20 protein-coding genes and 1 riboswitch are annotated in these 25,640 nt (G+C 57.6%); of the genes, 10 read left to right on the forward strand and 10 right to left on the reverse strand.

What is annotated here, in order from left to right:
* Window positions 1-225: 225 nt before the first annotated feature.
* The 8 genes from OHL23_RS27290 (at window position 226) to OHL23_RS27325 (ending at window position 12,942) form a co-directional block, all read left to right on the forward strand.
* Entirely contained in the window at window positions 226-3,561 is a 3,336-nt protein-coding gene (locus tag OHL23_RS27290) for a sensor histidine kinase (protein ID WP_263355232.1), read from the forward strand.
* Complete coding sequence (locus OHL23_RS27295; protein WP_263355234.1) at window positions 3,558-4,208, forward strand: response regulator; 651 nt, start codon at window positions 3,558-3,560, stop codon at window positions 4,206-4,208. The genes OHL23_RS27290 and OHL23_RS27295 overlap by 4 nt, the downstream gene beginning before the upstream one ends.
* An 11-nt stretch (window positions 4,209-4,219) precedes the next feature.
* Window positions 4,220-4,753: a hypothetical protein gene (locus OHL23_RS27300; protein ID WP_263355235.1), complete on the forward strand. Its 534-nt coding sequence runs from the start codon at window positions 4,220-4,222 to the stop codon at window positions 4,751-4,753.
* A 76-nt stretch (window positions 4,754-4,829) separates the two neighbouring features.
* Window positions 4,830-6,707, forward strand: coding sequence for a CRTAC1 family protein (locus OHL23_RS27305; RefSeq protein WP_396127435.1), 1,878 nt, complete (start codon window positions 4,830-4,832; stop codon window positions 6,705-6,707).
* A 29-nt stretch (window positions 6,708-6,736) separates the two neighbouring features.
* Window positions 6,737-8,167 (forward strand): MFS transporter, encoded by a 1,431-nt coding sequence (locus OHL23_RS27310; protein ID WP_263355238.1) that lies wholly within the window; start codon window positions 6,737-6,739, stop codon window positions 8,165-8,167.
* A gap of 5 nt (window positions 8,168-8,172) precedes the next feature.
* Window positions 8,173-8,736 carry an HD domain-containing protein gene (locus OHL23_RS27315; protein WP_263355239.1) on the forward strand — a complete coding sequence of 188 codons (564 nt, stop codon included), beginning with the start codon at window positions 8,173-8,175 and terminating at the stop codon, window positions 8,734-8,736.
* 37 nt (window positions 8,737-8,773) lie between these two features.
* Window positions 8,774-8,874, forward strand: a riboswitch (TPP riboswitch).
* A gap of 77 nt (window positions 8,875-8,951) precedes the next feature.
* Complete coding sequence (locus OHL23_RS27320; RefSeq protein WP_263355241.1) at window positions 8,952-11,258, forward strand: TonB-dependent siderophore receptor; 2,307 nt, start codon at window positions 8,952-8,954, stop codon at window positions 11,256-11,258.
* A 55-nt stretch (window positions 11,259-11,313) separates the two neighbouring features.
* Window positions 11,314-12,942 (forward strand): S10 family peptidase, encoded by a 1,629-nt coding sequence (locus OHL23_RS27325; RefSeq protein ID WP_263355242.1) that lies wholly within the window; start codon window positions 11,314-11,316, stop codon window positions 12,940-12,942.
* A gap of 63 nt (window positions 12,943-13,005) precedes the next feature.
* Here the strand turns inward: OHL23_RS27325 and OHL23_RS27330 are convergent, their stop codons facing one another.
* The 3 genes from OHL23_RS27330 to OHL23_RS27340 all read right to left on the reverse strand — a co-directional run bounded on the left by OHL23_RS27330 (window position 13,006) and on the right by OHL23_RS27340 (window position 16,232).
* Window positions 13,006-14,097: a YncE family protein gene (locus OHL23_RS27330; protein ID WP_263355243.1), complete on the reverse strand. Its 1,092-nt coding sequence runs from the start codon at window positions 14,095-14,097 to the stop codon at window positions 13,006-13,008.
* Window positions 14,098-14,190: 93 nt separating this feature from the next.
* Window positions 14,191-15,192: a 2-hydroxyacid dehydrogenase gene (locus OHL23_RS27335; RefSeq protein ID WP_263355244.1), complete on the reverse strand. Its 1,002-nt coding sequence runs from the start codon at window positions 15,190-15,192 to the stop codon at window positions 14,191-14,193.
* Between the two features lie 197 nt (window positions 15,193-15,389).
* Complete coding sequence (locus tag OHL23_RS27340; RefSeq protein ID WP_263355246.1) at window positions 15,390-16,232, reverse strand: hypothetical protein; 843 nt, start codon at window positions 16,230-16,232, stop codon at window positions 15,390-15,392.
* A 195-nt stretch (window positions 16,233-16,427) separates the two neighbouring features.
* On the opposite strand from OHL23_RS27340, the gene OHL23_RS27345 reads away from it, so the two are divergent.
* Entirely contained in the window at window positions 16,428-17,549 is a 1,122-nt protein-coding gene (locus OHL23_RS27345) for an FUSC family protein (RefSeq protein WP_263355247.1), read from the forward strand.
* 31 nt (window positions 17,550-17,580) lie between these two features.
* Here the strand turns inward: OHL23_RS27345 and OHL23_RS27350 are convergent, their stop codons facing one another.
* Window positions 17,581-18,753 carry a pyridoxal phosphate-dependent aminotransferase gene (locus OHL23_RS27350; RefSeq protein ID WP_263355249.1) on the reverse strand — a complete coding sequence of 391 codons (1,173 nt, stop codon included), beginning with the start codon at window positions 18,751-18,753 and terminating at the stop codon, window positions 17,581-17,583.
* Between the two features lie 288 nt (window positions 18,754-19,041).
* Between OHL23_RS27350 and OHL23_RS27355 the strand changes: the two genes are divergently transcribed.
* Window positions 19,042-20,400: a methyl-accepting chemotaxis protein gene (locus OHL23_RS27355; RefSeq protein WP_263355250.1), complete on the forward strand. Its 1,359-nt coding sequence runs from the start codon at window positions 19,042-19,044 to the stop codon at window positions 20,398-20,400.
* A 40-nt stretch (window positions 20,401-20,440) separates the two neighbouring features.
* Here the strand turns inward: OHL23_RS27355 and OHL23_RS27360 are convergent, their stop codons facing one another.
* Genes OHL23_RS27360 through hisD form a run of 6 tightly spaced genes read right to left on the reverse strand, consistent with a single transcriptional unit; the run spans window position 20,441 to window position 25,529 of the window.
* On the reverse strand, window positions 20,441-21,127 hold the full coding sequence (locus OHL23_RS27360; RefSeq protein WP_263355251.1) for a 1-(5-phosphoribosyl)-5-[(5-phosphoribosylamino)methylideneamino]imidazole-4-carboxamide isomerase: 687 nt from the start codon (window positions 21,125-21,127) through the stop codon (window positions 20,441-20,443).
* Entirely contained in the window at window positions 21,121-21,900 is a 780-nt protein-coding gene (hisF, locus tag OHL23_RS27365) for an imidazole glycerol phosphate synthase subunit HisF (RefSeq protein ID WP_263355253.1), read from the reverse strand. Before hisF ends, OHL23_RS27360 begins: the two co-directional genes overlap by 7 nt.
* Window positions 21,894-22,505 (reverse strand): imidazole glycerol phosphate synthase subunit HisH, encoded by a 612-nt coding sequence (hisH, locus tag OHL23_RS27370; protein ID WP_263355254.1) that lies wholly within the window; start codon window positions 22,503-22,505, stop codon window positions 21,894-21,896. Before hisH ends, hisF begins: the two co-directional genes overlap by 7 nt.
* On the reverse strand, window positions 22,505-23,110 hold the full coding sequence (gene hisB / locus OHL23_RS27375; protein ID WP_263355256.1) for an imidazoleglycerol-phosphate dehydratase HisB: 606 nt from the start codon (window positions 23,108-23,110) through the stop codon (window positions 22,505-22,507). The genes hisH and hisB overlap by 1 nt, the downstream gene beginning before the upstream one ends.
* The gene (gene hisC, locus OHL23_RS27380; protein WP_263355258.1) at window positions 23,107-24,216 is read right to left on the reverse strand and encodes a histidinol-phosphate transaminase; all 1,110 of its coding nucleotides are present in this window, start codon (window positions 24,214-24,216) and stop codon (window positions 23,107-23,109) included. Before hisC ends, hisB begins: the two co-directional genes overlap by 4 nt.
* Complete coding sequence (gene hisD, locus OHL23_RS27385; RefSeq protein ID WP_263355259.1) at window positions 24,213-25,529, reverse strand: histidinol dehydrogenase; 1,317 nt, start codon at window positions 25,527-25,529, stop codon at window positions 24,213-24,215. Before hisD ends, hisC begins: the two co-directional genes overlap by 4 nt.
* Window positions 25,530-25,640: the final 111 nt, after the last annotated feature.

Below are 25,640 nucleotides of genomic sequence, written 5' to 3' on the forward strand. Positions count from 1 at the left end.
GGAAAAAGAAGGGGCAGCGGCACGCGAGAGGCGCCGCTGCCCATAAGTCAAGAGACTCTCAAAGCTTAGGACAGTTGCAATGGGTTGTCTTGCGTCCGAGGGCTTAGTTGCATCTCAACCCTTCGGTGGAGATGAACGAGAATTCCTCGATTTGTACCAGAATGAGGTGTTTTTTGAGATGCGGGCTGTTGCATATCGTGCTGATTCCGTGTTGGATTGCAGCATATGTTCTTTGGGTTCCTGCGCAGGATCGCGGTCTGCTTCAGCTTCGCCCCGATATTGATGGTGGCATCCATGGTGGCGTTTGCAGCCGAGAATTATGCGCTGGAGCCGGCGACTCCGCTGGGCAGGCTGGGGCGACAGGTCTGGACGATGGAGAACGGCCTGCCGCAGAATACGGTTCCGGTGTTGCTGCAATCTCGCGATGGTTTTTTGTGGGCTGGCACTGAGCTGGGTCTGGCTCGTTTCGATGGCGTCAGCTTCCGTATTTTCGACCATGCGACGGCTGGAAGCTTTCCGGACGCCGAGATTCGCTGCCTGCTGAACTCCGCCATCGATAACAGTTTTTGGATCGGCACCAGCGATGGCCTTGTGCATTGGAGGAATGGTAATCAATCGCTGATAACCACGCGGGATGGGTTGCCGAGCAACTCTATTCGCGGATTGGCGCAGACGGCGAACGGCACGATTTGGGTATGGACAGAGACTGGGTTGGCAAGGCTCGTGGGAGGAGATTTTCGCGCCGCGCCCGAAGCTGGTTTTCCGCGCGGGGTGATTACCTCCATCGCGACCGACGAGGCGGGCGGATTGTGGTTGGGCACAACCAGCGAAGCGGCTGTATTTCGCGGAGAACACTGGAGCCCCGGACCGGACGCCATACCTCAGAAGGATGCAAATCAGCGGAACTTTGATCGCTCTGTCTTGGATCGCTCTGCCCTGGTGAAGACGATGGCAGGCGGTGATGTATTGATTTCAAACGGGAGCGGAGTCTTTCTGAAACATGACGACGCGATATCGCAGGTCTTGGCGAAATCCGCTCTCCCTTCCGACGGAATCAGCTTTCTGGACCGGCTTGGAGACGGAAGCGTGGCTGTTGCGAGCAAAACCACGGTCGTGCTGGCGCAAGGCAACAACGGCGCAGCTCAGTTGGTGGCGCAGTTTGTGATCGGCAGGGATTTGCCTGGATCTCGCATCGAAGCGATGTATGCCGACCGCGAGGGTAGTCTCTGGATCGGCACGAATCGGGGACTGGCTAGGATTTCAAAGATCGGCGGAGCCCATGGTGCAATGGTTCAGTTGATGCCCGCGACCGATCCACTGGCTTCGAATGCCGTTGTTTCGCTGCTGGAAGATCGCGAGGGTGATCTTTGGGTCGGCACTGAGACAGCGGGGCTGCACATTCTGCGCGATGCACATTTTCGTGTGATCGGGACGAGCGAGGGGCTCAGTTCCGATGCAACGACTGCAGTAGTTCAGGATGCGCAGCAGACGCTTTGGATCGGGACAAGGGATGGCGGACTGAATCGCGTTGCTAATGGGATCGATGGGAAGCTTACGGTCACGAATCTGACGACTGAAAATGGGCTGTTGAGCAACGTGATTCTGTCACTGGCGGTTGCGCCGAACAGCGATGTGTGGGTGGGCACTCCGGATGGGCTCACTCGGATTGGGCGCGGCGGAGTAAACAGCTACACGTCGGCGGACGGCTTGCCGGATGACTTCATTCGCTCTGTGTTGGTAGCGCCGGATGAGACGGTATGGATTGGCACGCGACACGGATTGACGCATCTTGATCATGGCCGCTTTCAGAACTATACCCAGGCGGATGGGCTTGGCAGCGATCTCGTGGGCGCACTGGCACGTAGCGGGAATGGTGATCTTTGGATCGCGACGCTGAATGGATTGTCCCGGCTGCATGAGGGAAAGCTGTTGCGCTATACCACTGCGGACGGGCTCTCAAGCAATGTCATTACGGCGCTCGATGCGACGCCTGACGGCGCGATCTGGATTGGAACGCAGAGTGATGGGCTCAATTTATGGGATGGGAAGCGATTTGTATCGATGCGGGGAGACGCGTCCCAGGATAACTCTGCCGTAGCTGCATTGCTACCGGCGGCTATTCATGCGGTAATGCCAGATGACCGTGGCCATCTTTGGCTGGCGTCCAATGCGGGCCTCACGCGCGTCGATTTGCAGAACCTTATGGCGTGCATGGAGCGGGGCGAGTGTAGCTTGAATGCGCTACATGCTGTCAGTTTCACAACGGCGGATGGTCTGCGGAGCCGGGAGACAAGCAACAACAGTCATCCGACCGCCTGCCGCACGAACGACGGAAGGCTCTTATTCACGACTCCTCGCGGCGTGATTGTTGCCGATCCGCTGCACTTCCCTGAGATTCCGCCACAACCTCCGGTGGCGATCGAGCGATTTGCCGTAGATGATCGCGATACGGAGGCCGATGGAACGGTTCGCGTTGGCGCAGGCGCGTTGCGATTCCAGTTCGACTACGCTGGCTTGAGTTTTGCGGCTCCGCAGAAGCTGCGGTATCAGTACATGCTGGAAGGCTTCGATCACGCGTGGACGGACGCAGGCACGCGCCGGACGGCGTACTACACGAATATCCCTCCAGGGAAGTACCGCTTTCGTGTCCGCGCTTCGCTCGGGGAAGCCGGCTTTCTGGCATTGCGGGATGCATCGGGTGTAACGGCCGACAATCCACAGGAGGCATCGTGCAGCTTTCAACTGCTTCCGCATTTTTACCAAACGGTCTGGTTCTGGGCGCTGGTGCTCCTGGGAATCGCCGCAGTGGTGTGGCTGATCTTCCGGCAAAGGGTATTACGAGTCGAACGGGAGTTTCGTGCCGTAATGAGCGAGCGTAATCGCATTGCGCGAGAAATTCACGACACTCTGGCGCAGGGATATGTTGGGATCTCGCTGCAACTGGAGATTCTGGGTCAGTTGTTACGCCACAATCGCACGGACGCTGCGGCGAAGCATCTCGCGCTGACGCAGGAGATGGTCCGTGAGGGGCTGGACGATGCGCGGCAGTCGATATGGGCATTGCGTTCGCACGACGCGGGCGAGCAGATTTTGCCAATTCGGCTGCGCCGGTTGGTGGAACAGGCCGGGGCTGATGGCCTGACCGCGCATCTTGAAGTGCATGGAGCTTATAGGGCTCTGAGTGCGGATACAGAACAGGAGATCCTGCGCATCGCGCAGGAGGCTATCCATAATGTGAAGAAACATGCGGAGGCTGTCCGGTTGAGTGTTCGGCTGGAGTACGATGAGCGCGTGCTGACGCTTACCGTTACCGATGACGGCAAAGGTTTCGCCGCTCGGGAGCAAGCGGTCGGCGAGGACGGTCACTATGGCCTGACGGGAATGCGCGAGCGCGCCGCGCTTATACGAGGGCAGATCGAGATCGTCAGCGAGCCCGGAGCGGGAACGACGGTAAATCTGAGTGTGCCCGCTCCGGAGGCTCGCGCTAAAACAACAGGCCCGGAGGATGCGGGCAAGAAGCAGACAGTTGCAAGCACAGGTACAAGTAAGGAGCAATCATGACGGGTAATACAATTCGAATTCTTGTAGTCGAGGATCATCAGATCGTACGCCAGGGACTTGTGGCTCTGCTGAGTGTCGTGGATGGAGTCGAGGTTGTGGGCCAGGCGGCGGATGGCGCAGAGGCTGTAAAACAATTTGAGACCTGCCATCCGGATGTGACGCTGATCGATCTTCGCCTGCCGAAGATGGGCGGCGTCGAAGTGATCCAACGGGTGCGGGCGAACCACGCCAATGCGCGATTCATTGTGCTGACCACATATGATGGGGACGAAGATATCTATCGGGCTTTGCAGGCTGGTGCGCGGGCTTATCTGCTGAAGGGAATGACCGTTGAGGTGCTGGTCTCGACGATTCGCTCGGTCCATGCGGGCAAGTCCATTATCCCTCCGTCGATTGCGCAGAAGCTGGCCGAGCGCATGGCCACTGAACAGTTGACCCAACGCGAGCAGGAGGTGCTGGAGCAGATTGTCCGAGGCAAGAGCAACAAGGAGATCGGACAGACGCTCGATATTTCGGAAGCCACGGTAAAGACACACATCAATAATCTGCTGGGCAAGCTGGGCGTTGAGGATCGGACACAGGCGGCCACCGCAGCGATTCAACGCGGGCTGGTGCAACTGGATTCTCAGGGGGATCTTCGCATATGAGAAGGCATGGCGTGGACGGTTTGACACACAGAGTGATTGTTCTGGGGATTCTCTTCCTCGTGGCTGCGACGGCTGGATTGGCTCAGAAGACCGTCTGGCGGCAGGCTACGGATGCGGAGCTCGCCGCGCTCTTGCCGGCGCGCGCGCCCGTCGAGAAGGAACATATTGAAACAGAGATGCGCACGGCCAGCGGCATTACGGATGGCAAAGGGCACTTCATCGCGGGAGTGGTGCTGATTACCGCTGGCTACTCCGCAGACGGCAAGTATTCTCATTACCTGGTGGTACAGACGCCCGTGCGTGTTGGCGGCGTCAGCCTGGCGCCGGGCGAATATGTCTTCGGCTGGCAACGCGATGGAGCCGATGGAAGCACGCTCAGTGTGCACTTGCACGAAGCGCTGACCGGCAAGCTGCTCGGCGTGGCTCAGGCGCACAAGATCGCTGGAAACAGCCGGGTCGAATCGCTGCGCATCTGGGCGCCGGGGGACAAGCCGGTGATTCAGATTGGGCGGTTTGCTGTTCCTTATGAACTTGGAGACGAATAGGGATACTTTGCCGCCGTCGCCTTCTCCAACCTTCGATTGATACTGGCCCTGAATTTTGCCTCGTATACTGGCTGTCATGCCTTCGGTAGCCGGTTTTCGTTCGCTCTCCTGTGCTTTATTCGCGTCTTTTTTGCTCTTATCGGGCTTCGCTGTTGCCCAAAGCGGGTCGACCGGCTCGGTCGGGCCGGGCCCCGGAGGACAGCGTATCGACAAGCCGACCGAAGGTGCGCAGCCTGCGGCAAGTGGCGGCGTGGCAACCGGCTCTCCTCATCCAATTCAATTGGACAGCCACCAGCGGCCAATCACGGCAGGGGGATTTGTCTCCTCAGGGCCAGTGATCTTTCAGGACATCTCCGAGAAGGCGGGCGTCACGCATTGGACGCACAAGATGGGGAATGCCGATAAGCAGTTCATCCTGGAGACAAATGGCTCCGGCGTGGGGCTAATCGATTATGACAACGACGGATGGCTGGACATCTATTTCGTCAACGGCTCGACCTTCAAGGCTCTGGACGGCAAAGAAGAATCGCCGCACGCAGCGCTGTTTCACAACAACCACGATGGGACATTTACCGACGTGGCTGCCAAGGCCGGCGTGACCAACGACCGCTGGGGCTTTGGCGTTGCGATTGCCGACTACGACAACGATGGCTGGCCGGATATTTTCGTAGCTAACTACGGAAAGAACCGGCTGTATCACAACAATCATGACGGAACCTTTACCGATGTGGCGGAAAAGGCCGGCGTAACGCTGGGAAACTGGTCGGCGGGCGCGACCTGGGGCGACTATGACGGCGACGGAAAGCTCGATCTCTTTGTCTCCGGATATGTGCACTTCGACCGCGATAATCTTCCAGTGCGCGGCGAGAACGGCGTCTCGTTTGCGTTCTGTTCGTTTCGTGGCGAGCCCGTGAACTGCGGTCCGCACGGGCTGAAGGGCGAGCCTGACCATCTCTTTCACAACAATGGCGACGGGACGTTTACCGATGTGAGCGTCAAGGCTGGTGTGGCTGATCTGCCGGGCTATTACGGATTGAGCGCGCTGTTTGTGGACATCAACAACGATGGCAAGCCGGATCTGCTGGTGGGAAATGACTCGACGCCGAACTATCTCTATCTAAACAAGGGAGATGGGACATTCGAGGACGTAAGCTACGCCTCGGGTTATGCGCTGAATGAGGCAGGGCGCGAGACGGCTTCGATGGGTATTGCTGTTGGGGACTACGAAAACAATGGCTTGCTGGATATCTACAACACCACATTCTCGGATGACTACAAGCCGCTCTATCACAACGAAGGCGATGCGAACTTCACCGACATCAGCTACCAGATGGGGATTGCCGAGAACTCGGTTCCCTTCCTTGGCTGGGGCGATGCGTTCATCGATTATGACAACGACGGATGGAAGGATCTGCTGACGGTCAATGGCCACGTATATCCTCAAGTCGATCAGCATCCGTGGGGAACGACATGGGCGCAGCGACCGCTGCTCTATCGCAATTTGCAGGGTAAAAAGTTTGAATTGATGCCTGCTGTCGAAGGAACTGGTTTGGCACTGGTAATTCCGTCTCGCGGAATGGCAGTTGGAGATCTATTCAATGATGGCAAGCTGGATGCGGTGATCAATGTGGAGGATCATCATCCGGTGCTACTGCGCAATGTGAATCCAGACCACAATCACTGGATCGAGTTGAAGCTAGTAGGAGGTCCGAAAAGTCCGCGTGACGCAGTGGGAGCTACAGTCTATGTGACCGCGAATCACATGCGTCAACGCGCTGACGTGATGAGCGGCGGCAGCTATATTTCTTCGAGCGATCAGCGGCCGCATTTTGGGTTGGGCGAGGCCACTGCGGTCGAAGAGATTGAAGTGCATTGGCCAGGCGGCAAGGTGGAGAAGTTTTCTGCGCCGGGCGTGGACCGCATCGTGACACTGACTGAGGGCAGCGGTCAGTAGTCTTGCCACATAGGCAAAAATAACGCGTAATGCGGGAAGTGAAGGAATTCAGCTTCAAGGCGCAAATGGCATTCAATCAGGAAGACAGCCCCTCCTCGCAGGCAACAGACTCGACGAATCCCCACCCCGCTAACTTCACGCGCTGGCACGTGCTGACCATCTCACTGCTTGCGCTCGGTTACTCAGGCTACTACTTTTGCCGTTCTGATCTTTCCGTCGTGCTGCCGCTGCTGATACGCGACCTGGGTCAGCATGGGATACCTGCGAACGTTGCGCAGGTGCGTCTGGGGTTCATCGCTTCTGCTGGCGTACTGGCTTATGCGCTGGGCAAGTTCGTCTGCGGATCGCTGGCGGATCTCTTCGGCGGACGAAACAACTTCCTCGCAGGAATGGCAGGGGCAATTCTCTTTACCATCCTGTTTGCCGTGGGCGGAGGATTCCCGATCTTTACGCTTGCCTGGATGGGCAATCGGCTATTTCAGTCGGCTGGATGGGTTGGGCTGGTTAAGGTTTCCTCCCGTTGGTTTTCGTATTCGATCTACGGCACAGTGATGGCGGTACTGAGCCTTAGCTACCTCTTTGGCGATGCTGCTGCGCGCGAGGCGATGTCGCTGCTGCTCGGAGCCGGGATGGGATGGCGTGGCATCTTCTTTACCGGCGCCGGGTTGCTGACGCTCCTGCTGATCGCCAATCTCTGGCTGTTGCGCGAGACACCGCAGGAGCGCGGATTGCCGGCTCCGCAGACCAATCCCCTGAATGTGTATGCCGCACAGGACTTAAAAAAAGGAGGCAAAGAGGCCAGCATGTCGCCGGGCCTGGGTGCGATTCTTCGTCCTCTGCTGGCCAGCCGCTTCTTCTGGATGGTGTGTCTGCTTTCGCTTGGAACGACGCTGCTGCGTGAGACATTCAACCTGTGGACACCGACCTATTTTGTCGAGTATGTCGGCCTTTCGAATGCGCAGGCAGCCAGCCGCAGTGCACTCTTCCCGCTCTTTGGAGGGGTTTCGGTGCTGGTGGCTGGCTTTCTCAGTGACAGGCTGGGCCTGAATGGACGCAGTCTTGTGCTCTTTGGTGGTCTCGCTGCCGGAACGGTTTGTTTATTCCTGCTGGCGCAGGTGCCGGGGCATGATAATCCCTGGATTCCGGTCGCGCTGGTTGCGCTGGTTGGCTTTCTACTGATGGGGCCTTACTCGTATCTGGCGGGAGCGATGTCCATGGATTTTGGCGGCGACAAAGGCAGCGCCACCGCGGCCGGAATCATTGATGGAGTGGGGTACCTGGCTGGTGTGCTCTCCGGCGATACGATGGCGCGCATCACTGTGCTCTATGGGTGGCGCAACGCTTTTGTCGCGCTCGCTGTAACGTGCCTGCTGACTGCGATGGTGGCGCTGGTGCTGGCGATCAGCCAACGTCGCGAGGCTCAACTACGATTGAGAGAGCTCTCTTCGACAAGGGGATAACAGATATGGATATTAATTTAGTACAACTGGATACTCCGGAGGCGGTTGTCGCATGGATGACAAGGCACGGCGGAGAAGCGTATTTTGGCGAGCCGGTTACGGTGCTGGAGCACTGTCTGCAGGCTGCGTTCTTTGCTCGTAATAAAGAGAAGGCTGATTCGCTCGTCGCCGCGGCGCTCCTGCATGACGTCGGTCATCTGCTGCATCAGGGAGGCGAGGATGTCGCCGATCATGGGATCGACACGAGACACGAGGAACTGGCAGATCAGATGCTTGCAGCGCATCTTCCTCCGTCAGTCACCGAGCCGATCCGGCTGCATGTGGCGGCCAAACGCTACCTGTGCTTTGCCGAACCTGCTTATCGGGACGCGCTGTCGCCATCTTCCGCCCTGAGTCTGGGTTTGCAAGGCGGCCCAATGTCTGAGGAGGAGGCGAAGGGCTTTCTTGCGTTACCGTTCGCGTTGGACGCCGTCGCACTGCGGCATTGGGACGACGAAGCCAAGATCGCCGGTTTGCATGTGCCCGAGATTGAATCCTATCTACCACTACTCAAGACGCTTTGGCGGTAGTTTCGGTTTACTCACAGCGTTTTGTTATATATTCAACGTAATGAAACAGGGGTGCTCCGCGAAATTTTGCGGGGCTGAGAGAGTCCCTTTGGACCCGAACCGGGTAATACCGGCGTGGGAAGTTTTCGAGACGCGGCCCGTCCCGACAGGCTTTGCGTTGCGCGAGCACCTCTTGTTTCCCGAGCCGTTTTTCCGGCCGGAATCAAGGGGAACGTATGACAAAGCTCGCTAGTGCCTTCCTGACTCCACAGATCACGAACTATCTGCTTCTGCTGCGCGGTTTCATCCTTCTGCCTTGCATCGCCGCAAGTAGCATCGCACTGGCTCAGGCGAGTACAGCACAGGCAGCCCCGGCGCAGACGATTCAACCGGTCACTACCACGGTTGTGGTGCAGGGCCAGGTTTCGGATGATTACCTGCCGACGGAGGTCTCGGTCGGCAGTCTGGATAGCCTTCCATTGGTTTCGGCTCCGGTTTCAGAGACGGTTGTGACGCGCGACCTGATGAATGATCAGGTTTCGCGGCTGCTTTCCGACATCGTGAAGAACGATGCTTCTATTGGTGAAGACTACGCGCCCGTCGGCTACTACGGCGATTATCAGATTCGCGGATTCGCCATTGACCTGGCGACAGGCTTGCAAATCAATGGCATGCCCATTGCAGGCGAGCAGGATGTCCCGCTTGAAAACAAGGAGCGAGTCGAGTTCCTGAAGGGCATTGCCGGAGTAGAAAGTGGCATAACAACCGCAGGCGGACTCATCAACTATGTGACCAAGCGGCCAGTTGTCGTAAAAACATTAGACATGGCAACGGACGATCGTGGAACGGCATATGCCGCTGTTGATTTAGGACAACTCTTCGGGGCTGCAAAGCAATTCGGTGTACGCGCCAACATGGCTGGCGAAGATATCCACACTTATGTGGAGAGCGCCAATGGTTGGCGCGGAGTTGGCGCGTTAGCCACGGACTGGAAGCTCTCACCCGTGGCTATGTGGAAGACCGATTTCGAATACCAGCACAAACGCGAACGCTCGGTTGCAGGCTATCAATTGCTCGGCGGAGAAGTAGTGCCTGCACTGAGCACGGTGTATCCGTCGGTGATGCTGGGCAATCAAATCTGGTCCAAGCCGAATATATTCGACGCAATAAACGGTAACTCCAGGCTGGATCTGGATGTAACTCCAATCTGGCACGTGTACTTCGCTGGAAGCTATAGCCATTCGCTGATCGATGACAACGTGATTTATCCGTATGGGTGCTACTACGAGGCGGAATGTAATGTTGCTGGCGGTCCGCCGCCGTATTTCTTCGCTCCCGACGGCACTTATGATATTTATGACTATCGCGACCCAGGCGAACGGCGTGTGGACGCATTGGGCGAAGTAATTGCTGCCGGACACGTCACGACGGGTAGTATAACACACAACCTTGTCTTTGGCGGGTCGATCTTTCATCGCGGAGTGGATCTGCCCGGAATGCCGGGTCCAAACGCGCCCAGTACAGTGCAGGATGGGGCGGTTTATACCTATATTGGAAGCGAAAATATCTACCAGCCGAATATCTCCTATCAGATAGAGAGTCCTGAACAGCAAGCTGGGCCTCTCACGCTTGTTGACTTCGATCGGCAGTCTTCGGGAATCGTGCAGGATCGCGTGGACTTGCCGGGGCATGTGCGACTCACCGCCGGCGGGCGCTATGCTTCTATCAGCGATTTCAATTTTACCGGGAGTAAAGGAGTATGGCTTCCGCAATATTCCGCCACTTATGCTCCCGTTGCGAACCTGACACTGTACGGCAACTATAACGTGATGTTATCGCTGGGTCCGCAGGCTCCGTTCTGGGCCATCAACAGCAGTGTCTATCTAGCCCCGTTTTATACAAGGCAAACAGAGGTTGGCGCGAAGTTTGAGCCCGGGCAGCGCATTCTGCTGACGACGGCATTTTTCCGAATGCGCGCGCCATTCTTTTATCCGAAGGTCATCTCATCTCCCGATGGCTTCTGCACCAGCGTGACAGAGATTGGTCAGTGCTTCGAGGCTGACGGACATGAAACACATGACGGCATCGAGTTAGGAGCGCAGGGCAAAGCAACGAACTGGCTGAGGCTTTCAGCTACTGCGGCTGGCATTCTTGCCACCTCTGACGATTCGAGCACGGCGGCATTCAATGGGAAGCAGGTGATCAATCAACCGCGGTTGAAGACTGCGGTTTTTGCTGATATCGTCATGCCGCGAGTCGCTGGATTGCATCTCTCGGACTTTCATCTGTTGCCGGGCTGGGGCTATACCGGCCGCAAGGAAGCTACTCGGGACGACGCTGTGAGCGTGGGCGGCTATAACCTCTTCAATCTCGGCGCACGCTATTCTCCGGGTGGAGAGCATGGCCGGATGAGTTTCCGCATCTTCGCCGATAACATTCTCGATAAGAGGTATTGGAAGGACACGGGAGCCAGTTATGGCGACACGTTCATTCACCTCGGCGCCCCTACGACCGTCAGGCTTTCCGGGCAATATCGATTCTGAGAACAAATCCGCTATAGTTGGGATTCAGAAATTACCTCGTAACGGGAGCGTGGGAATGATGCTGAATCCTTCTTTGCCTAAGATAGTGGCCCTGGTTTTGCTGAGTGGTTTTAGTTTGGCGTGCGCGCCGCAACTGCGTGCTTTGGATAACGAAAAGAAGCCTGAGAAAGCCTCTGAGCCGGCAACCGCAGTGAGTAGCCCCTCCGATTCCATCACCGAGGGAACGGTGACGGTTGGCGGACAGGCGATTGCGTACAAGGCAGTGGCAGGAACGCTGACCGTGGGTGCAACGAATTCGCAGGACGCGCTGCTAGGTCTCGATGGCAAGCTTTTACCAGACTCCGGCGAGAAACCGGCTGACAAGCCGGAAGATGCACCCGCCACGGCGCGTATCTTCTATGCGGCCTACTTCAAGAAAGGCGCGGACGCGGGGTCGAGGCCTGTGACCTTCCTCTATAATGGCGGCCCTGGGTCATCGACGATGTGGCTGCACATGGGCTCGTTTGGTCCACGCCGCGTGATCACGCAAGATACGGTGCATGAGGCTGCCGCGCCGTACAAGATCGTCAACAACGATTACAGCCTTCTCGACGTGAGTGACCTCGTCTTCATCGATGCGCCGGGGACGGGTTTCAGCCGCGTCTTTGGCAAGGACAAGGAGAAAGCGTTCTGGGGAGTCGATGAAGACGCGCATGCCTTTGAGCGTTTCATCCGGCGATTTCTGACCAAGTACGATCGCTGGAATTCGCCCAAGTATCTGTTCGGTGAAAGCTACGGCACGCCGCGCAGCGCGGTGTTGAGCGCAGCCTTGCAGAATGTAGACCTGAACGGGATCATTCTGCTGTCGGCGATTCTGAGTTTTGATAATAGTGTCGACGAACCAAAGGTGAATCCGGGCGTGGACCAGGCCTACGCTCTCGCGCTGCCCACGTACGCCGCGAGCGCCTGGTACCATCACAAACTGCCAACCCAGCCTGCGGCACTGGAGCCGTTCCTGGCCGAGGTGGAGACATATGCTCTGGGTGAGTACATGAGCGCGCTCCTGCAGGGTTCCGAGTTGCCCGACGCCCGCAAGCAGGCTGTCGCGGAGAAGTTGCACGAGTACACCGGATTGCCCGTAGCCTACCTGATCAAGAGCAATCTGCGCGTCTCAGGCGGGGCATTCTCGAAGACGCTGGATGACACCGAGGGAATGACCACCGGGCGGCTCGATACGCGCTATCAGGGGCCAGATTACGATCCGTTGAGTGAAGAGGCACAATACGACCCACAGAGCAATGCCATCTCTTCGGCGTACACGACTGCGATCAACCAGTACATGCGGGAAGATCTGAAATTCGGCGACAACTGGACTTATAAACCGAGTACGTACGGGGAACCTGGTTTTCATTGGCAGATGCGCTATGCCGAAGGCGGCCAGAACGTGATGCCGGATCTGGCTAAAAAACTGAAGGCGAATCCCAAAACAAAGGTTCTGCTGGCGGGCGGATATTACGATCTGGCAACGCCTTTTTTTGAAGGAATGTATGAGATGCATCACTTGCCGATCCCTCAAAACCTGCAGGCAAATATCAGTTACAAGTACTATCAGGCCGGACACATGATCTATGTGAACGAAGGAATTCTGAAGCAATTCCACGAAGATGTGGCAGCCTTTATCAAAGCGACGGAAGCGGCAAAGTAGGCGCAGGATTGAGCACGCGTGGGACGGGCTGCGGCTCGTCCCATGCTGCGAAGTGTCAAATTCTTATTTGCCGATGACTAATATCTGGAAGGAGTTCGGAATCATCGGCGCGCGAGGGCCTCGCATAAAGGCCGGAGCCCCCTGCGGCGGACCACCGGCTCCGGCCACCGTGGGAGTCGCTGTGGAAGGCGGCGTGGCGGGGACAGGGCCGTATTCGGCAGTGATCGTCAGGATCTGGCTTGTTTTTGTATCGAGCGTCAGCACTTTCGCTCGGGCGGGAGTGGCAACTGTTTGCTCGACGGAGAAGCTCGTCGGAGAGTCCTCTTTAACGACCGTGAGCGTTCCGTCGCCCTGAGAACTGAAGGCCTCCATGGTAGCGGGGTTAAAGGTCGCTCCATCGGACCCGGCGCCAATCGGCAGGTCGGTGATAATATGACCATCCGTAGCCGACAGGATGATCATGTTCTTGTTTTCGCGGCAGGCTGCAAAGAGGATGTTATTCTTCGCGTCGAGCGCAAGGCCGGCGCACCCGCCGCCTTTGCTTGAAACGTCGTACTTGCCGACCATCTTCATCGTATTGGCATCAATGACTGCGATGGCGGACTTGTCTTCGATGTCGACGTAGATCCTGCCGTGGCCGTCCGTTGCGGCCTGCTCAGGTGCGCCGCCAATGTCGATGGTGCCTAGAATTGCCCCGTCTTTGTCGTCAAGAACAGTAATATTCGGTTCCGCATGGCTGAGGACATAGAAGCGGTGATTGTACGCGTCGTTGAGGTAGCCGTCCGGATTGCCCTGCACGTCGATCTTCTTCAGAATTGCAAAGGTCTTCGAATCGAACATTGTCACTGGCTTTGAGGTTGCAAATCCGTGGCCCGTCGCGGTATCGACCGCTCCACCATGCGCACTCACGCCCGGGATGTCTCCAACCTGAGCCAGCGTGTCCAGATTGAAGACGCCGATGTGACCGGACGGTCCAGACCGGGCAACGTACAGATTGCGCCCGTCTGGATCGGCAGTCACGTAGTCGAAACCGCCGCCACCGCCGACCAGTTGGATCTTGAGCACCTTATATGCGCCATTGTCTTGGGCCTGTGCCAGGGCCGCAAACGGAAGGAGAGCGGTGAGTATCGCGACGACGAGCGGCTTGCAAGGCATGACAATTGCTCCAATCATGGTATCCCGATGGGCTGGGAATATTTGAATCGAGGATGGTCTTACGATCCCAGTGCAAATCGAGCATACACGCTCTTACGTCTTAGCCGAATACGATGCGGTTCCAGCCTGGACTACGTTCATCAGTGGCTCACCCTGGAGTAGCCGTCGAATCTGGCCGGCAGCGATCTGGATGGCGCGAGGGCTGAACTGCGGTGTTGAACCGGCGACGTGCGGTGTAATGAACAGGTTGGGGGCTCTCCACAGCGGGTGGTCGGGAGGCAGCGGTTCAGGATCGGTGACGTCGAGCGCGGCGCGGATACGGCGCATGTTGAGGGCCTCGATCAGCGCGTCGGTCTGGACGATCGGGCCGCGGGCGGCATTTACCAGTAAAGCACCCTGGGGCATGAGTTCCAGTTGCCTCGCTCCGATCAGGCCATGCGACTCAGGGGTGTGGGGCAGGATCAGGACCACGATCTCAGCATTTGGCAAGAGCTGGTCGAGTTGTTGAATCGCTTCGACCCTATGGCCCTCCGAAGTGGTACGCGCACTGCGGGCCGCGCGGGTGATCTGCACGCCAAAGGGCGTCAGGTATTTTTCGATGGTTTTGCCGATGTCGCCATATCCGACAATCAAGACCCGTTTCCCACTCAACTCTTCCTGCAGGATCGCAGGATACTGCGGACGCTGGTCGCCGTGAATCTCCGCGTAGTCCTTGCTGGCTTTGGAGCGCCCGCGCCAGTCCGAAGTGCGCTGGAGGTCGCGATAGAGCGGGAAGTACTTGAGCATCGCGAGGATGGCCGCCAGGGTCCATTCTGCCGTGGAAATACTATGCGCTCCCTGAGCGTTGCAGACCGTGACCGAGGGACCAACCAGTTGCGTGAGCCACTCGGTGCCGGCCATCATGGATTGAGCGATGGATACGCCACGTAAGTGCGGCCAAACCTTTTGTCCCGGCACTGGCGCCGGCGGGGGAATCCAGAAATCAATGGTTATCTCTCCCTCTGGATTCGAGGGGATGGGAATCAGTTCAATCCCGGTGGGAAATTCCTTAATCAGTTCGACGGGAAGCGAAGCGGGATAGCCTACTCTGAGCATATTTGAAGTCGAAAGTCCTCTGGATTATGCTACTAGGATTTGGTTCCAACAGGATCGCCCTCCGAGTCGCCGGACGCGTTGAAACCCGTTCACCCACGCTGCAACGCAAGCTTCCTTGATCTGCACAGACGCGAACAGAAAGATAGAGCCGCCTGAAAGACGGCTCTGAGGTGGAACGGAGGAGGAACCAATCTCCGTCAATATTTGTCGTGAAATATCTTGTCGTTGATATTCGGCCAGAACTCTTTTACCAGGTTAGATAAGCCGTCTATGCCAACCTGAAGAACCCAACGCTGGCCGGTCTTCGTCCAGGTGCGCTCTTGGCCGGGATAGTAGAGGTTGGCGACTCCGGCTGCGGCGCCATTGCCGACGATCTCGGAGAAGTTGGGAGTAGGGTTGCCCTGATTGTTACGGGTAATGAACAGCCGGGAGACCGAATAGGCGCTCCGATGCAGGAATCCACCGTGGCCGAGGGTGTAATAGCGCGGATCTTCGCGGGTGAGGACAGGAACCGCATATTCGGTCATGAGGTTTCCATCCACGTTGTCGGCGAAGCTGTGCCAGTAATAACGAGCATAGCCGGGAGCTCCGCCATGGAACTCGGGTTCGGAGTTCTTGTCTTCGGCGAGCCCCGCGAGGATTGCCACTTCCACAAAGGCGGAGTAGTCGAAGCTGTCTTCGAAGAATAACTTTAGTTTTTCCCGGGAGGTCGTCGGGGGCAATTTGACGTCCGCTGAAACGGAGCGGAAATTTGGGACAATAAACAGAATGCGCTTGGTCTGCTGCGGACCAACGGGCGCAGCCGGGGTGGTGGAGGCGGTGGTAGACGCCGAGGATGACTGGGCTTGAGGAGCGTCCGGCAGAGCATCGTCGCCGGTGGGTGGTAGATTTCCGACCACGCTGGCCTTCCCGTCAGAACTCGCGCCGATTGTGGCGATTGAAGGTTGCGAGACGTCTGAAAGCGTAGCCGCAATGCCTGGTGAGACTGCCAACAAACCCAGCAGGCAGATGGGCAGGACTGAGCCGAGACGGACTTGCATTGGAATAATGGCACCCCTTGCGAAAGAAAACGAAGTACATCTTGGACTCACGACGGCGCAAAAAGTGGCAACAAATTGAGCAAGATGAACGAATCGTAAGATTAGGAATGAGTTCCCCGGTTGGGGATGTGTTCAGAATTTTGGCTTTACCACCGATTTTGCTCTAATCGGGCTGAGACGTAATCTGGAAACAGTATGCAGCTATCTTCTCGGAGAAACTGGTCACAAGAGACGTTGGCCCTGAAGCTTCCTGTGGTCAGCCCCAAGGAAACCGGATTCCTGACTTTCGAAAAGCGAGCGATGATGCTGTTGGCGGCAAAGACGGCTCTGGCCGCCGGACTCTGCTACTGGCTGGCGAAGCTGGCGGGGCTGCAGGACGGTTACTGGGGTTCGATCAGCGCTATTATTGTGCTTCAGTCCAATGTGGGTTCTACGGTGACCGCCTCGCGCGACCGGCTGATAGGAACGCTGATTGGGGCGGCATATGGCGCGGCGTTTTCATTTCTGGGCGTGGGAATCTGGCCTTATCTTGCCGCGGTAATCGTCTCGATGATGACATGCAGCCTGCTGGGTCTAAAGAACAGCTCGCGGCTCGCGGGAGTGACGGTCACGATCTTGATGCTCGTGCATCGGAGCGGCTCCAACTGGACGATGCCGGCGCACCGCGTCCTGGAGGTTCTCCTGGGAATCGTCGTCGCGCTGGGAATCTCTACGCTGGTACTGCCAAGCCGAGCCCGCATGCGCCTGCGCGACGGATTGACGCAGGAGTATCTGCTGATGGGAGCATTATTTGCGGCGATACTGGAAGGCTTTCGCGGTAAGCCGGCCGAGAACCTGACTCAACTCTGGAAGGACGTGGATGAGACGGTCGCGGCCAATGGCCAACTGCTGGATGAGGCCCGTAATGAGCCTTCCGGAGGTCCAGCGTCGCTCGAAGGACTGTCCATGCTGCACCAATTCGGGCTGGAGCTGGGAGATTTGCTGAATGCGCTCGGATTAGCCGTCAAGGATAGCAGTGACGATCAATACGCGGCTCGCCTGGAGCCGGAGTTGGGACGGCTGGCGGCCGATATTCATCGCGGATTCCAGTATGTGGCCGGATGCATTCACCGCTGGCGATTTGATGAGGCTCCGACGGGGTTGATGCTGGAAGACGACATCACGGCTATGAAGGCGAAGATGGCCGAGATTCAGCCTGCTAGCCTTGATTTTCCCCAGTCTGAGATTCTGCGGGTGTACGCCGTGCAGTTGCATTTGAAGCAGTTGGCTCGACTGCTGCGAAGCTCACGCATTGAAACCAATCGGGCCGTGGGGTGAGAGGCAACCGTCAGCTACCAGATGCTAGCTTCTAGCGGAAGAATTCTTTCAGCGCCTCTACGCACGCCTCGATCTCTGGAATGGAAATGGCATAGCCAAAACGCAGATGCCCCTCCCCTTGCGCGCCGAAGACGGAGCCGGGAATCGTCGCAATATGTGCCTTCTCGAGAAGAATCTCTGCGGCAGTTCGGCTGTTCCGGTGAATTTTTTCGGTATTTGGAAAGGCATAGAAAGCGCCTGCCGGAGGGTCGCACGCGAGGCCGACCGAGTTGAGGCCGTCGACGAGCAGGTCGCGGCGCTTGCGATACTCTTCCAGGCGGAAATCGATCTCAGACGTGGGAGTCTTGAGCGCCTGAAGCATGGCGTATTGGACTGGGGTGGTGACGCCGTTGGTGGAGTAGAGAACAATCTTCCGGAGTGCAGTCATGAATGGCTCTGGAGCGCATGCGTAGCCGCCACGCCAGCCGGTCATCGCGTAGGTCTTGGAGAAGGTGAAGCAGGTGATGGTTCGCTCGGCCATGCCGGGGAGCGAAGCGATGGAGAAATGAGAGCCGTCGTAGACCAGGTCTTCATATGCCTCGTCGGCGACGACAATCAGGTCACGTTTGATCGCAAATGCAGCAACTTCCTCCGCCTCGGCGCGGGTGAAGACGACGCCGCTGGGGTTTTGCGGGGTGTTGTAGTAGATGCAGCGGGTGTTCTCCGTGGAGAACTGAGCGAGAGTGCTGCTGATGCCGTTGCGTCGAGCGGTACTGGTGGGAACGAGCAGCGGACGTGCCTGGGCTCCCCGGACCAGATCAGCGATCGGAGTCCAATACGGGGAAAACACCAGGGCATCGTCGCCGGGATCGAGGACGCTCTGGAAAGCTCCATACAATGCCTGCGAGCCGCCGACAGTGGCGATGACCTGATCGGGCGTGGATGGGATGTTGTTCTTCGTCGTGAGCTTGGCGGCCAGGGCTTCACGCAGGGGTGCGATTCCCGAGGACGCCGCGTAGTGAGTCTGGTTGTCCACAAGAGCCTGAATCGCTGCGTATTTGATCGGTTCGGGAGTCTCGAAGTAAGGCTCGCCGCCGTGTAACATGTGTACTCTTTGGCCAGCTGCGCGGAGGGCCATGATCTTATTTCGAATCTGCACGATGTCAGAGAAACCAACCTCGTCGAGGCGCTTGGCAATGCGCAGCCCACTTGCCTTGGTGGCCATGATCTGAATTCCCCCGGATGAGATATACCTTCCAGCATAGCGGATTGTGGGAACGAGAATCGGAAAAACACAAATCGGGACTGGTACCTGGAAGATATGCATCATCGGAACAATGCGATGCTATTCGTCTCGCAAGCGCTGATGGTTTCCTCTTGTGTGTCGATAAGCGAGATGCAACGCTTGGCTTGGGCCAGGGGGAATTCCAGCGATAGCTGCTTCGAGGGCGGAAACTTTGACCCGAGAAAGAGGAAGCAAGTCAGCGCAAAGAGTTATTTCAAAGGAGCTAACATGCTGAATACTATCTTCCGGCGCGAAAACGGCGCTGCCGTCAACGGAAGCGTCGTAACACAATCCAGCGAAGAGAGTGGCCTCATCAAGGCTATGAACAGGTCGCTCGCGATGATTCAGTTCGACCTGAACGGCATCGTAGCCGATGCGAACGAAAACTTCCTGGGAACGATGGGATACTCGCTGGACGAAATTCAGGGAAGGCACCACAGGATTTTCGTCGAACCGTTCTACGCGCAAAGCGCAAAATACGAAGAGTTCTGGGCAAAGCTTCGGCGCGGCGAATTTGATTCGGCCGTATACAAGCGGATCGGCAAGGGGGGCAAAGATGTCTGGATTCAGGCCAGTTACAACCCCGTGTTTGGTGTAGACGGGAAGGTGTCCGGCGTGGTGAAATTCGCCACCGATGTCACACAGCAGACTATGCGGAACGCGGATTTTGAGGGGCAGCTCTCGGCCCTCCATAGGGTACAGGGAGTCATCGAATTTGACTTGGACGGGACAATTCAGACGGCAAATCAGTTGTTCCTGGATCTGACCGGGTACGCGCTCCCGGAAGTACAGGGCAAACACCACAGTATGTTTGTGGAGACAAATGAAGCAAACAGCGAGGGGTATCGGGAGTTCTGGCGCAATCTGCGCGCTGGCAGAGCCGACTCGCGAGCATTTAAGCGCATCGGCAAGGGCGGTAAGAAAATCTGGCTGCAGGCCAGCTACATTCCGATTCTCGATCCGGACGGCAAGCCGATAAAGGTCGTAAAGTTTGCCACGGATCTTACGGAAATCATGAACCAGGTTGAGTCCACGCAACTGACTGCGGAAAGCGTGGCCACGGCTACCGAAGAAATGTCCTGCTCGATTGCGGAAATCGGCCGCAACATGGAAATGTCCCGTGCGGCTGCAGACAATATTCTGGCGACATCAACGACATCAGGGACCGAAGCTGCGAGTCTCATGACGTCGATGACTTCCATGGAAAAGGTCGTAAGTCTCATTCGGGACATTGCCGAGCGGGTCAATATACTGGCGCTCAATGCGACCATTGAAGCAGCGCGTGCTGGCGACGCCGGAAGGGGATTTGCTGTTGTGGCGACGGAAGTCAAGAATTTGTCCAACCAGACTGCAAAGGCCACAGATCAGATTGCGCGAGAGATCGGATCGGTCCAGCTGATCTCAGGCAAAGTGGCATCGAGCATCCAGCAGACTGTTGCAGGAGTGGGTCAGGTCAATCAATATGTAACCAGCGTGGCGACTGCCATCGAACAACAGTCCGCGGTGACCAAGGATATTTCCGAACACTCCACGCGAATGGTGAAATCGGTTGTTCACATGATTGAGCGAATGCAAAGGAAGGGTTAACGGCAGTTCACCTGCCGCAAAGCCCTTCCATTCGGATTCTTTAGACCGCCAGCAGGTTCGTGTAGACAGCCATTCCGGCTACGGCATCGACCTGCATCGCGGCAAGCGCATCAATCTCCTCCTGCGCGCGAATGCCACCGGCCACGATGAGTTGGCGTTGGGTCAGGGCGCGCAGGCGTGCGGCAATTTCGACAGGAAAGCCCTGCATGAGACCTTCACCATCGATGTGCGTGTACAGAAAAGCCGCAGCATATGGTTCGAGAGCGGGGATGGCATCTTCGGGAGTAAGCGCAACCTGAGCCTTCCAGCCTTTGATGGCAATCTTGCCGCCTCGCGAGTCGATTCCAGCAACGATGCACTCCGGACCGACCGCTGCCGCAAGTTCGCTGGCGAACGCGGTGTTTACGCTGCCAGTTCCATGCTCTTCTTTGAAAAGCGATGAACCAACAATAACCCGCTGCGCTCCGGCTGCGAGCACCGCCTGAGCGCGCTCGACCGTGCTGATACCACCGCCAACCTGGCATGGGAGACGCTTTGCAATCTGTGCAACGAGAGCTGCGTTGTCGCCCTGGCGCATGGCCGCGTCGAGGTCGATGAGCTGAACGAGCGGGTACTTGGAAAAGCGTTCGATCCAGTACTCAAAGTCGTCGAATGCCAGGCGCAACTTTTCGCCCTGGACAAGCTGCACAATGCGGCCGCCGAGCAGATCGATAGATGGAATCAGCATGGAAGCCTCACAGGAATGCCAAGTTGAGCCAGCTTTTGCTTAAGCGAGCGAGCACTGGAAACGCCGAAGTGAAAGATGCTCGCAGCAAGCGCCGCATCGGCCTTGCCCGCGCCAAAAACGTCGGCAAAGTGACCGACAGTTCCAGCACCTCCTGAAGCGATGACGGGAATTCGAACAGCCGAACTGACCGCGGCGGTGAGCTCGCAATCAAAACCTGCGCGAGTGCCGTCGGAGTCCATCGAGGTGAGGAGGATTTCGCCCGCGCCTCGCGACTCGGCTTCGCGAGCCCACTCGACGGCAGTACGGGCGGCATCTTTGCGACCCCCATGGGTGAACACACGAGCGTTGCGGACCGGATCGGAAGCGTTAACGTCACGACGAGCATCAATGGCTACGATGACCGCCTGCGCTCCGAAACTGGCGCCGATCTGCCCGATGAGATCAGGATCCGCAAGCGCGGCGGAGTTGATACTGACCTTGTCCGCCCCAGCTTCGAAGACCGCTTCCGCATCAGCCGCCGTGCGGATTCCGCCGCCGACCGTAAACGGGACAAAAAGAGACTGCGCTGTGCGGCGAACGGTATCAAGCAACGTGGCGCGCCCCTCATGCGTGGCGGTGATATCAAGCAGCACGATTTCGTCCGCACCTTCCTGCGCATGGCGATGAGCGAGCGCGGCTGGATCGCCCGCGTCAACGAGGTCTACGAACTGAACACCTTTGACCACGCGGCCATCGCGGACGTCAAGGCAGGCAATGATGCGGCGCGTCAGCATGGCTGCAACTCCAGAAAGTTTTTGAGGATTGTGAGGCCGGTCTCGCCCGACTTTTCGGGATGAAATTGAACGCCGAAGACATTTCGGTCCTCGACTGCGGCGGCAAAGGGCTGGATATAGTCCGTAGTGGCGACCGTCGCATCTGTAACCGGAGCCCGCCACGAATGGGTGAAATATGCGAACTCACCCGATTGAACGCCAGCAAACAGGCGCGACGTCGGACGGACGTTGATCTGGTTCCAGCCGACGTGCGGCACTTTCTCCGAGCCATCGGGAAAGTGCTCGATAACTTCCGGTAGATAACCTAAGCCCGGTTGGTCTGGAGCCTCGGTGCTGCCAGCGTACAGCCATTGCATTCCAACGCAGATGCCGAGGAAAGGAACGCCCCGTTCGATGGCAGCGCGAATGGCGGCGGTCAGGCCAGTCTCATCGAGCCGGCGCGTGGCGGCAAAATGCCCGACGCCAGGCAGGATGATGCGTTCGGCGGAGACCAATGGCTCCGGCCCATCCGTGACCGAGACCTCTGCCCCGAGATGGCGCAGGGATTTGACGACCGAGGTCAGATTGCCTGCCTTGTAGTCGATGACGGTAACTGGAGTCGTCATCAGAGAAGCCCCTTGGTGCTGGGCAGCATCTCGGCCAGTTGGCTGTCCCTCGAGCAGGCCACGCGCAGGGCGCGTGCAAAGGCCTTGAAGATCGCCTCAATCTTGTGGTGATTGCTGCGTCCGTACATCGTCTTCACGTGAACATTGGCCTGCGCTCCGCGAGCAAAGCCCTCGAAGAAATCCGTAACCAGTTCGGTCTGCAGATCGCCGACGAGGCGAGTTCGGACCTTTGTGTCGACTGCGTACGCCGTGCGACCGCTCAGGTCGATGGCCGCAATGGCGAGGGTTTCATCCATGGGCATCAGAAAATAACCGGCGCGGTTAATGCCGCGCTTGTCACCGATAGCGCGCGCAAAGGCCTCGCCGAGCGCGATACCGACGTCTTCGACGGTGTGGTGCTGATCGACATCGAGGTCGCCCCGGCAGGTGAGATCAAGGTCAAAGCCACCGTGGCGAGTGAACAGTTCGAGCATGTGGTCGAAGAAGCGAATGCCAGTCGCAACCTTATACTGACCGCGGCCTTCGATGGTGAGATGAAGATCGATCTTCGTCTCGGTAGTATGACGTATGATTTCGGCGGTCCTGTTCGCTTGAGGCGCGGTCATTTGGATGCTCCGGCTGGATTGGATTTCAGAAAACTTTCGACGGCGGTGAGTGCAGTTCGCATCTGTTCAGGCGTGCCGATGGTGATGCGGACGCAGCCCAGGCAGCCGGGATCGGCTGAGCGATCGCGGACAAGAATTCCCTGCTCGCGCATGGCTGCGACGAATTCCCGATGCGTTGCGCCGATGTTGACGAGTACAAAATTCGCTTCGGTAGGCCAGTAATCCAGACCGAGCCCGGTGAGGCCGGATAGAAATTCTGCGCGGGCTTGTTTGACTTGAGCCACATACCAGTCGATATAACTTTGGTCTTTCAGCGCCGCAGTGAGGGCAGCCAGAGCAACCGAATTCACACTGTAGGGAGAGAGCACTCGGCGAACCCAGCGCAGCAGCGATTCAGGCCCGGCAAGCAGCCCAAGGCGAAGCCCGGCAAGTCCGTAAGCCTTCGAAAAAGTGCGGGCGACAACCAGATTTGGAACCTTGCCGACCAGATCGATGACGGATTGACCGTAGAAGTGAAAATAAGCTTCGTCCACAAGAATGATGGCTCCGGGCGCGGCCTGTGCTATGGCCAAAATCTGTTCCCGCGTGGCGACGCTGCCGGTCGGGCTGTTGGGATTAGCGATAGCAATGATGCGAGTGCGCGCATTGATTGCGCCTAGAAGAGATTCGAAGGGGAATCGGAAGTCGTCTGCGGCCTGAACTTTACGCAGGGTAGCATCAGTGGACGAGGCGTAAATCTCGTACATCGTGTACGTGGGAACCGGAAGAAGCAGCTCATCGCCAGCGTCGAGGAAGGCTTGACACAGAACGTGAATGGCCTCGTCAACACCGTTGGTCAGAAGGACTTGCTCCGGAGCCACGTCAAGATAATTTGCCACCAGAGCTTCGACGGGTTCGCGCTCCGGGTAGCGGGTGAGGTCGGTGGCGGAGATATTTTCGAGAGCGGTCTTCACTGCCGGAGAACAAGCGAGCGTGTTCTCGTTGAAGTCCAGGCGCAAGCGGTCGCGATGACCCAGTGGTGGATGATATTCGGGCATCGCGAGGACCCGCGCTCGCGGTTGGATTTCGGTTGCAGCTAAATCCTTGACGGCTTGATCGGGGGTCATGCTTTTCCTCGCTTTCCTGATTTTGCGCGGGGTAGAACGCCAGCTTCCATACAAGTGCGAATCGCCTCGGCGTGGCCGACGAGCCCTTCGGCTTCCGCAAGGCAAATGGCGTGTGGACCCAACTCAGCCAGTCCTGCAGCAGTGTATTGCTGTGTGGTGATGAGCTTGACGAAGTCCATCACGCTCAACCCTCCACGAACCGCCGCCATTCCGCCGGTAGGCAGTGTGTGGTTGGGGCCGGATATGTAGTCGCCCATTGGCTGCGGCGAATGCTGCCCGATAAAGACGCTGCCCGCGTTTTGAATCCACGCCAGATCAGCCTCGGAATCGACTGTCAGGTGTTCTGGAGCGAGGCGGTTGGTGAGAATATGAGCTTCTTCCGTTGAAGCCACGAGGAAGATGTATCCGTTCTTGTGCAGAGCCTCACGAGCTACTGTGTTCTTGAGGCTGCGCTGCTTTGCTTCTTCAATCACGGCGAGCGCAAGCGGCTCGTTGGTGGTGATGAAGATAGCGAGAGCTTCGGGATCGTGTTCGGCTTGCGCCACAAGATCGGAGGCAATGCCTTCCGGAGTTCCCTGCTCGCTGGTGACGACGATCTCCGTAGGACCGGCAAGCATATCGATTGCACAATCAAACGCGACCGAACGCTTTGCAGCGGTCACGTACAGGTTCCCAGGGCCGACGATCTTCGCCACACATGGAATCGACTCCGTTCCGTAGGCCAGGGCGGCAATGGCATGTGCTCCACCAATGCGGTAGAACTCGGTGATGCCGAGCAGATATGCGGTTGCGAGAGTTTCTGGCGCGGGACGCGGCGAAGTGACAACAATTCGGCTGACGCCTGCGACCTGCGCCGGAATCACAGTCATCAACATGGTCGACGGCAGGGGATGACGGCCGCCGGGGACATAGCAGCCTGCCGATTCAATCGGACGAACAAATTGACCGGTCGTGAGACCGCCACCGGTTGGAAACTCGGGTGAGAAGTTCCAGGATGGCGGCAATTGTCTCTGCGCGAAGGCGCGAATATTGACCGCAGCCGTTTCGAGAGCCCGTTGAAGCGCTGGATCAAGATGCTGCCACGCTGACGCAGTCTCTTCGGTGGTGACGCGAACCGGTGAGTTTGGCGTCAACCCATCGAATTTGCGTGCGAAGCGCAGAAGGGCGCGGTCACCCTGGCCTCGCACCTCGCGAAGAATCTTTCGGACTGTGGGAAGAACGTTATCCAGCGCAGCACCACCGCGTCTTTCAAGCTCAACGAGCTTTGCCTCGGCCTGTTTGGCGCCACGTCCTGTTGTTCGGAGAAGTCGCATGGTTGTCGGTTACCCTCAACGATTTTGGGCCGTCCCACCCTTGTCGCAATGACACGACGGCAAAGATGGGACGCCCTTACTTGTTTGAATTTCAGGAAACAGTAGGTCTAT

It is taken from the genome of Acidicapsa acidisoli (assembly GCF_025685625.1).
Classification (GTDB): Bacteria; Acidobacteriota; Terriglobia; order Terriglobales; family Acidobacteriaceae; genus Acidicapsa; species Acidicapsa acidisoli.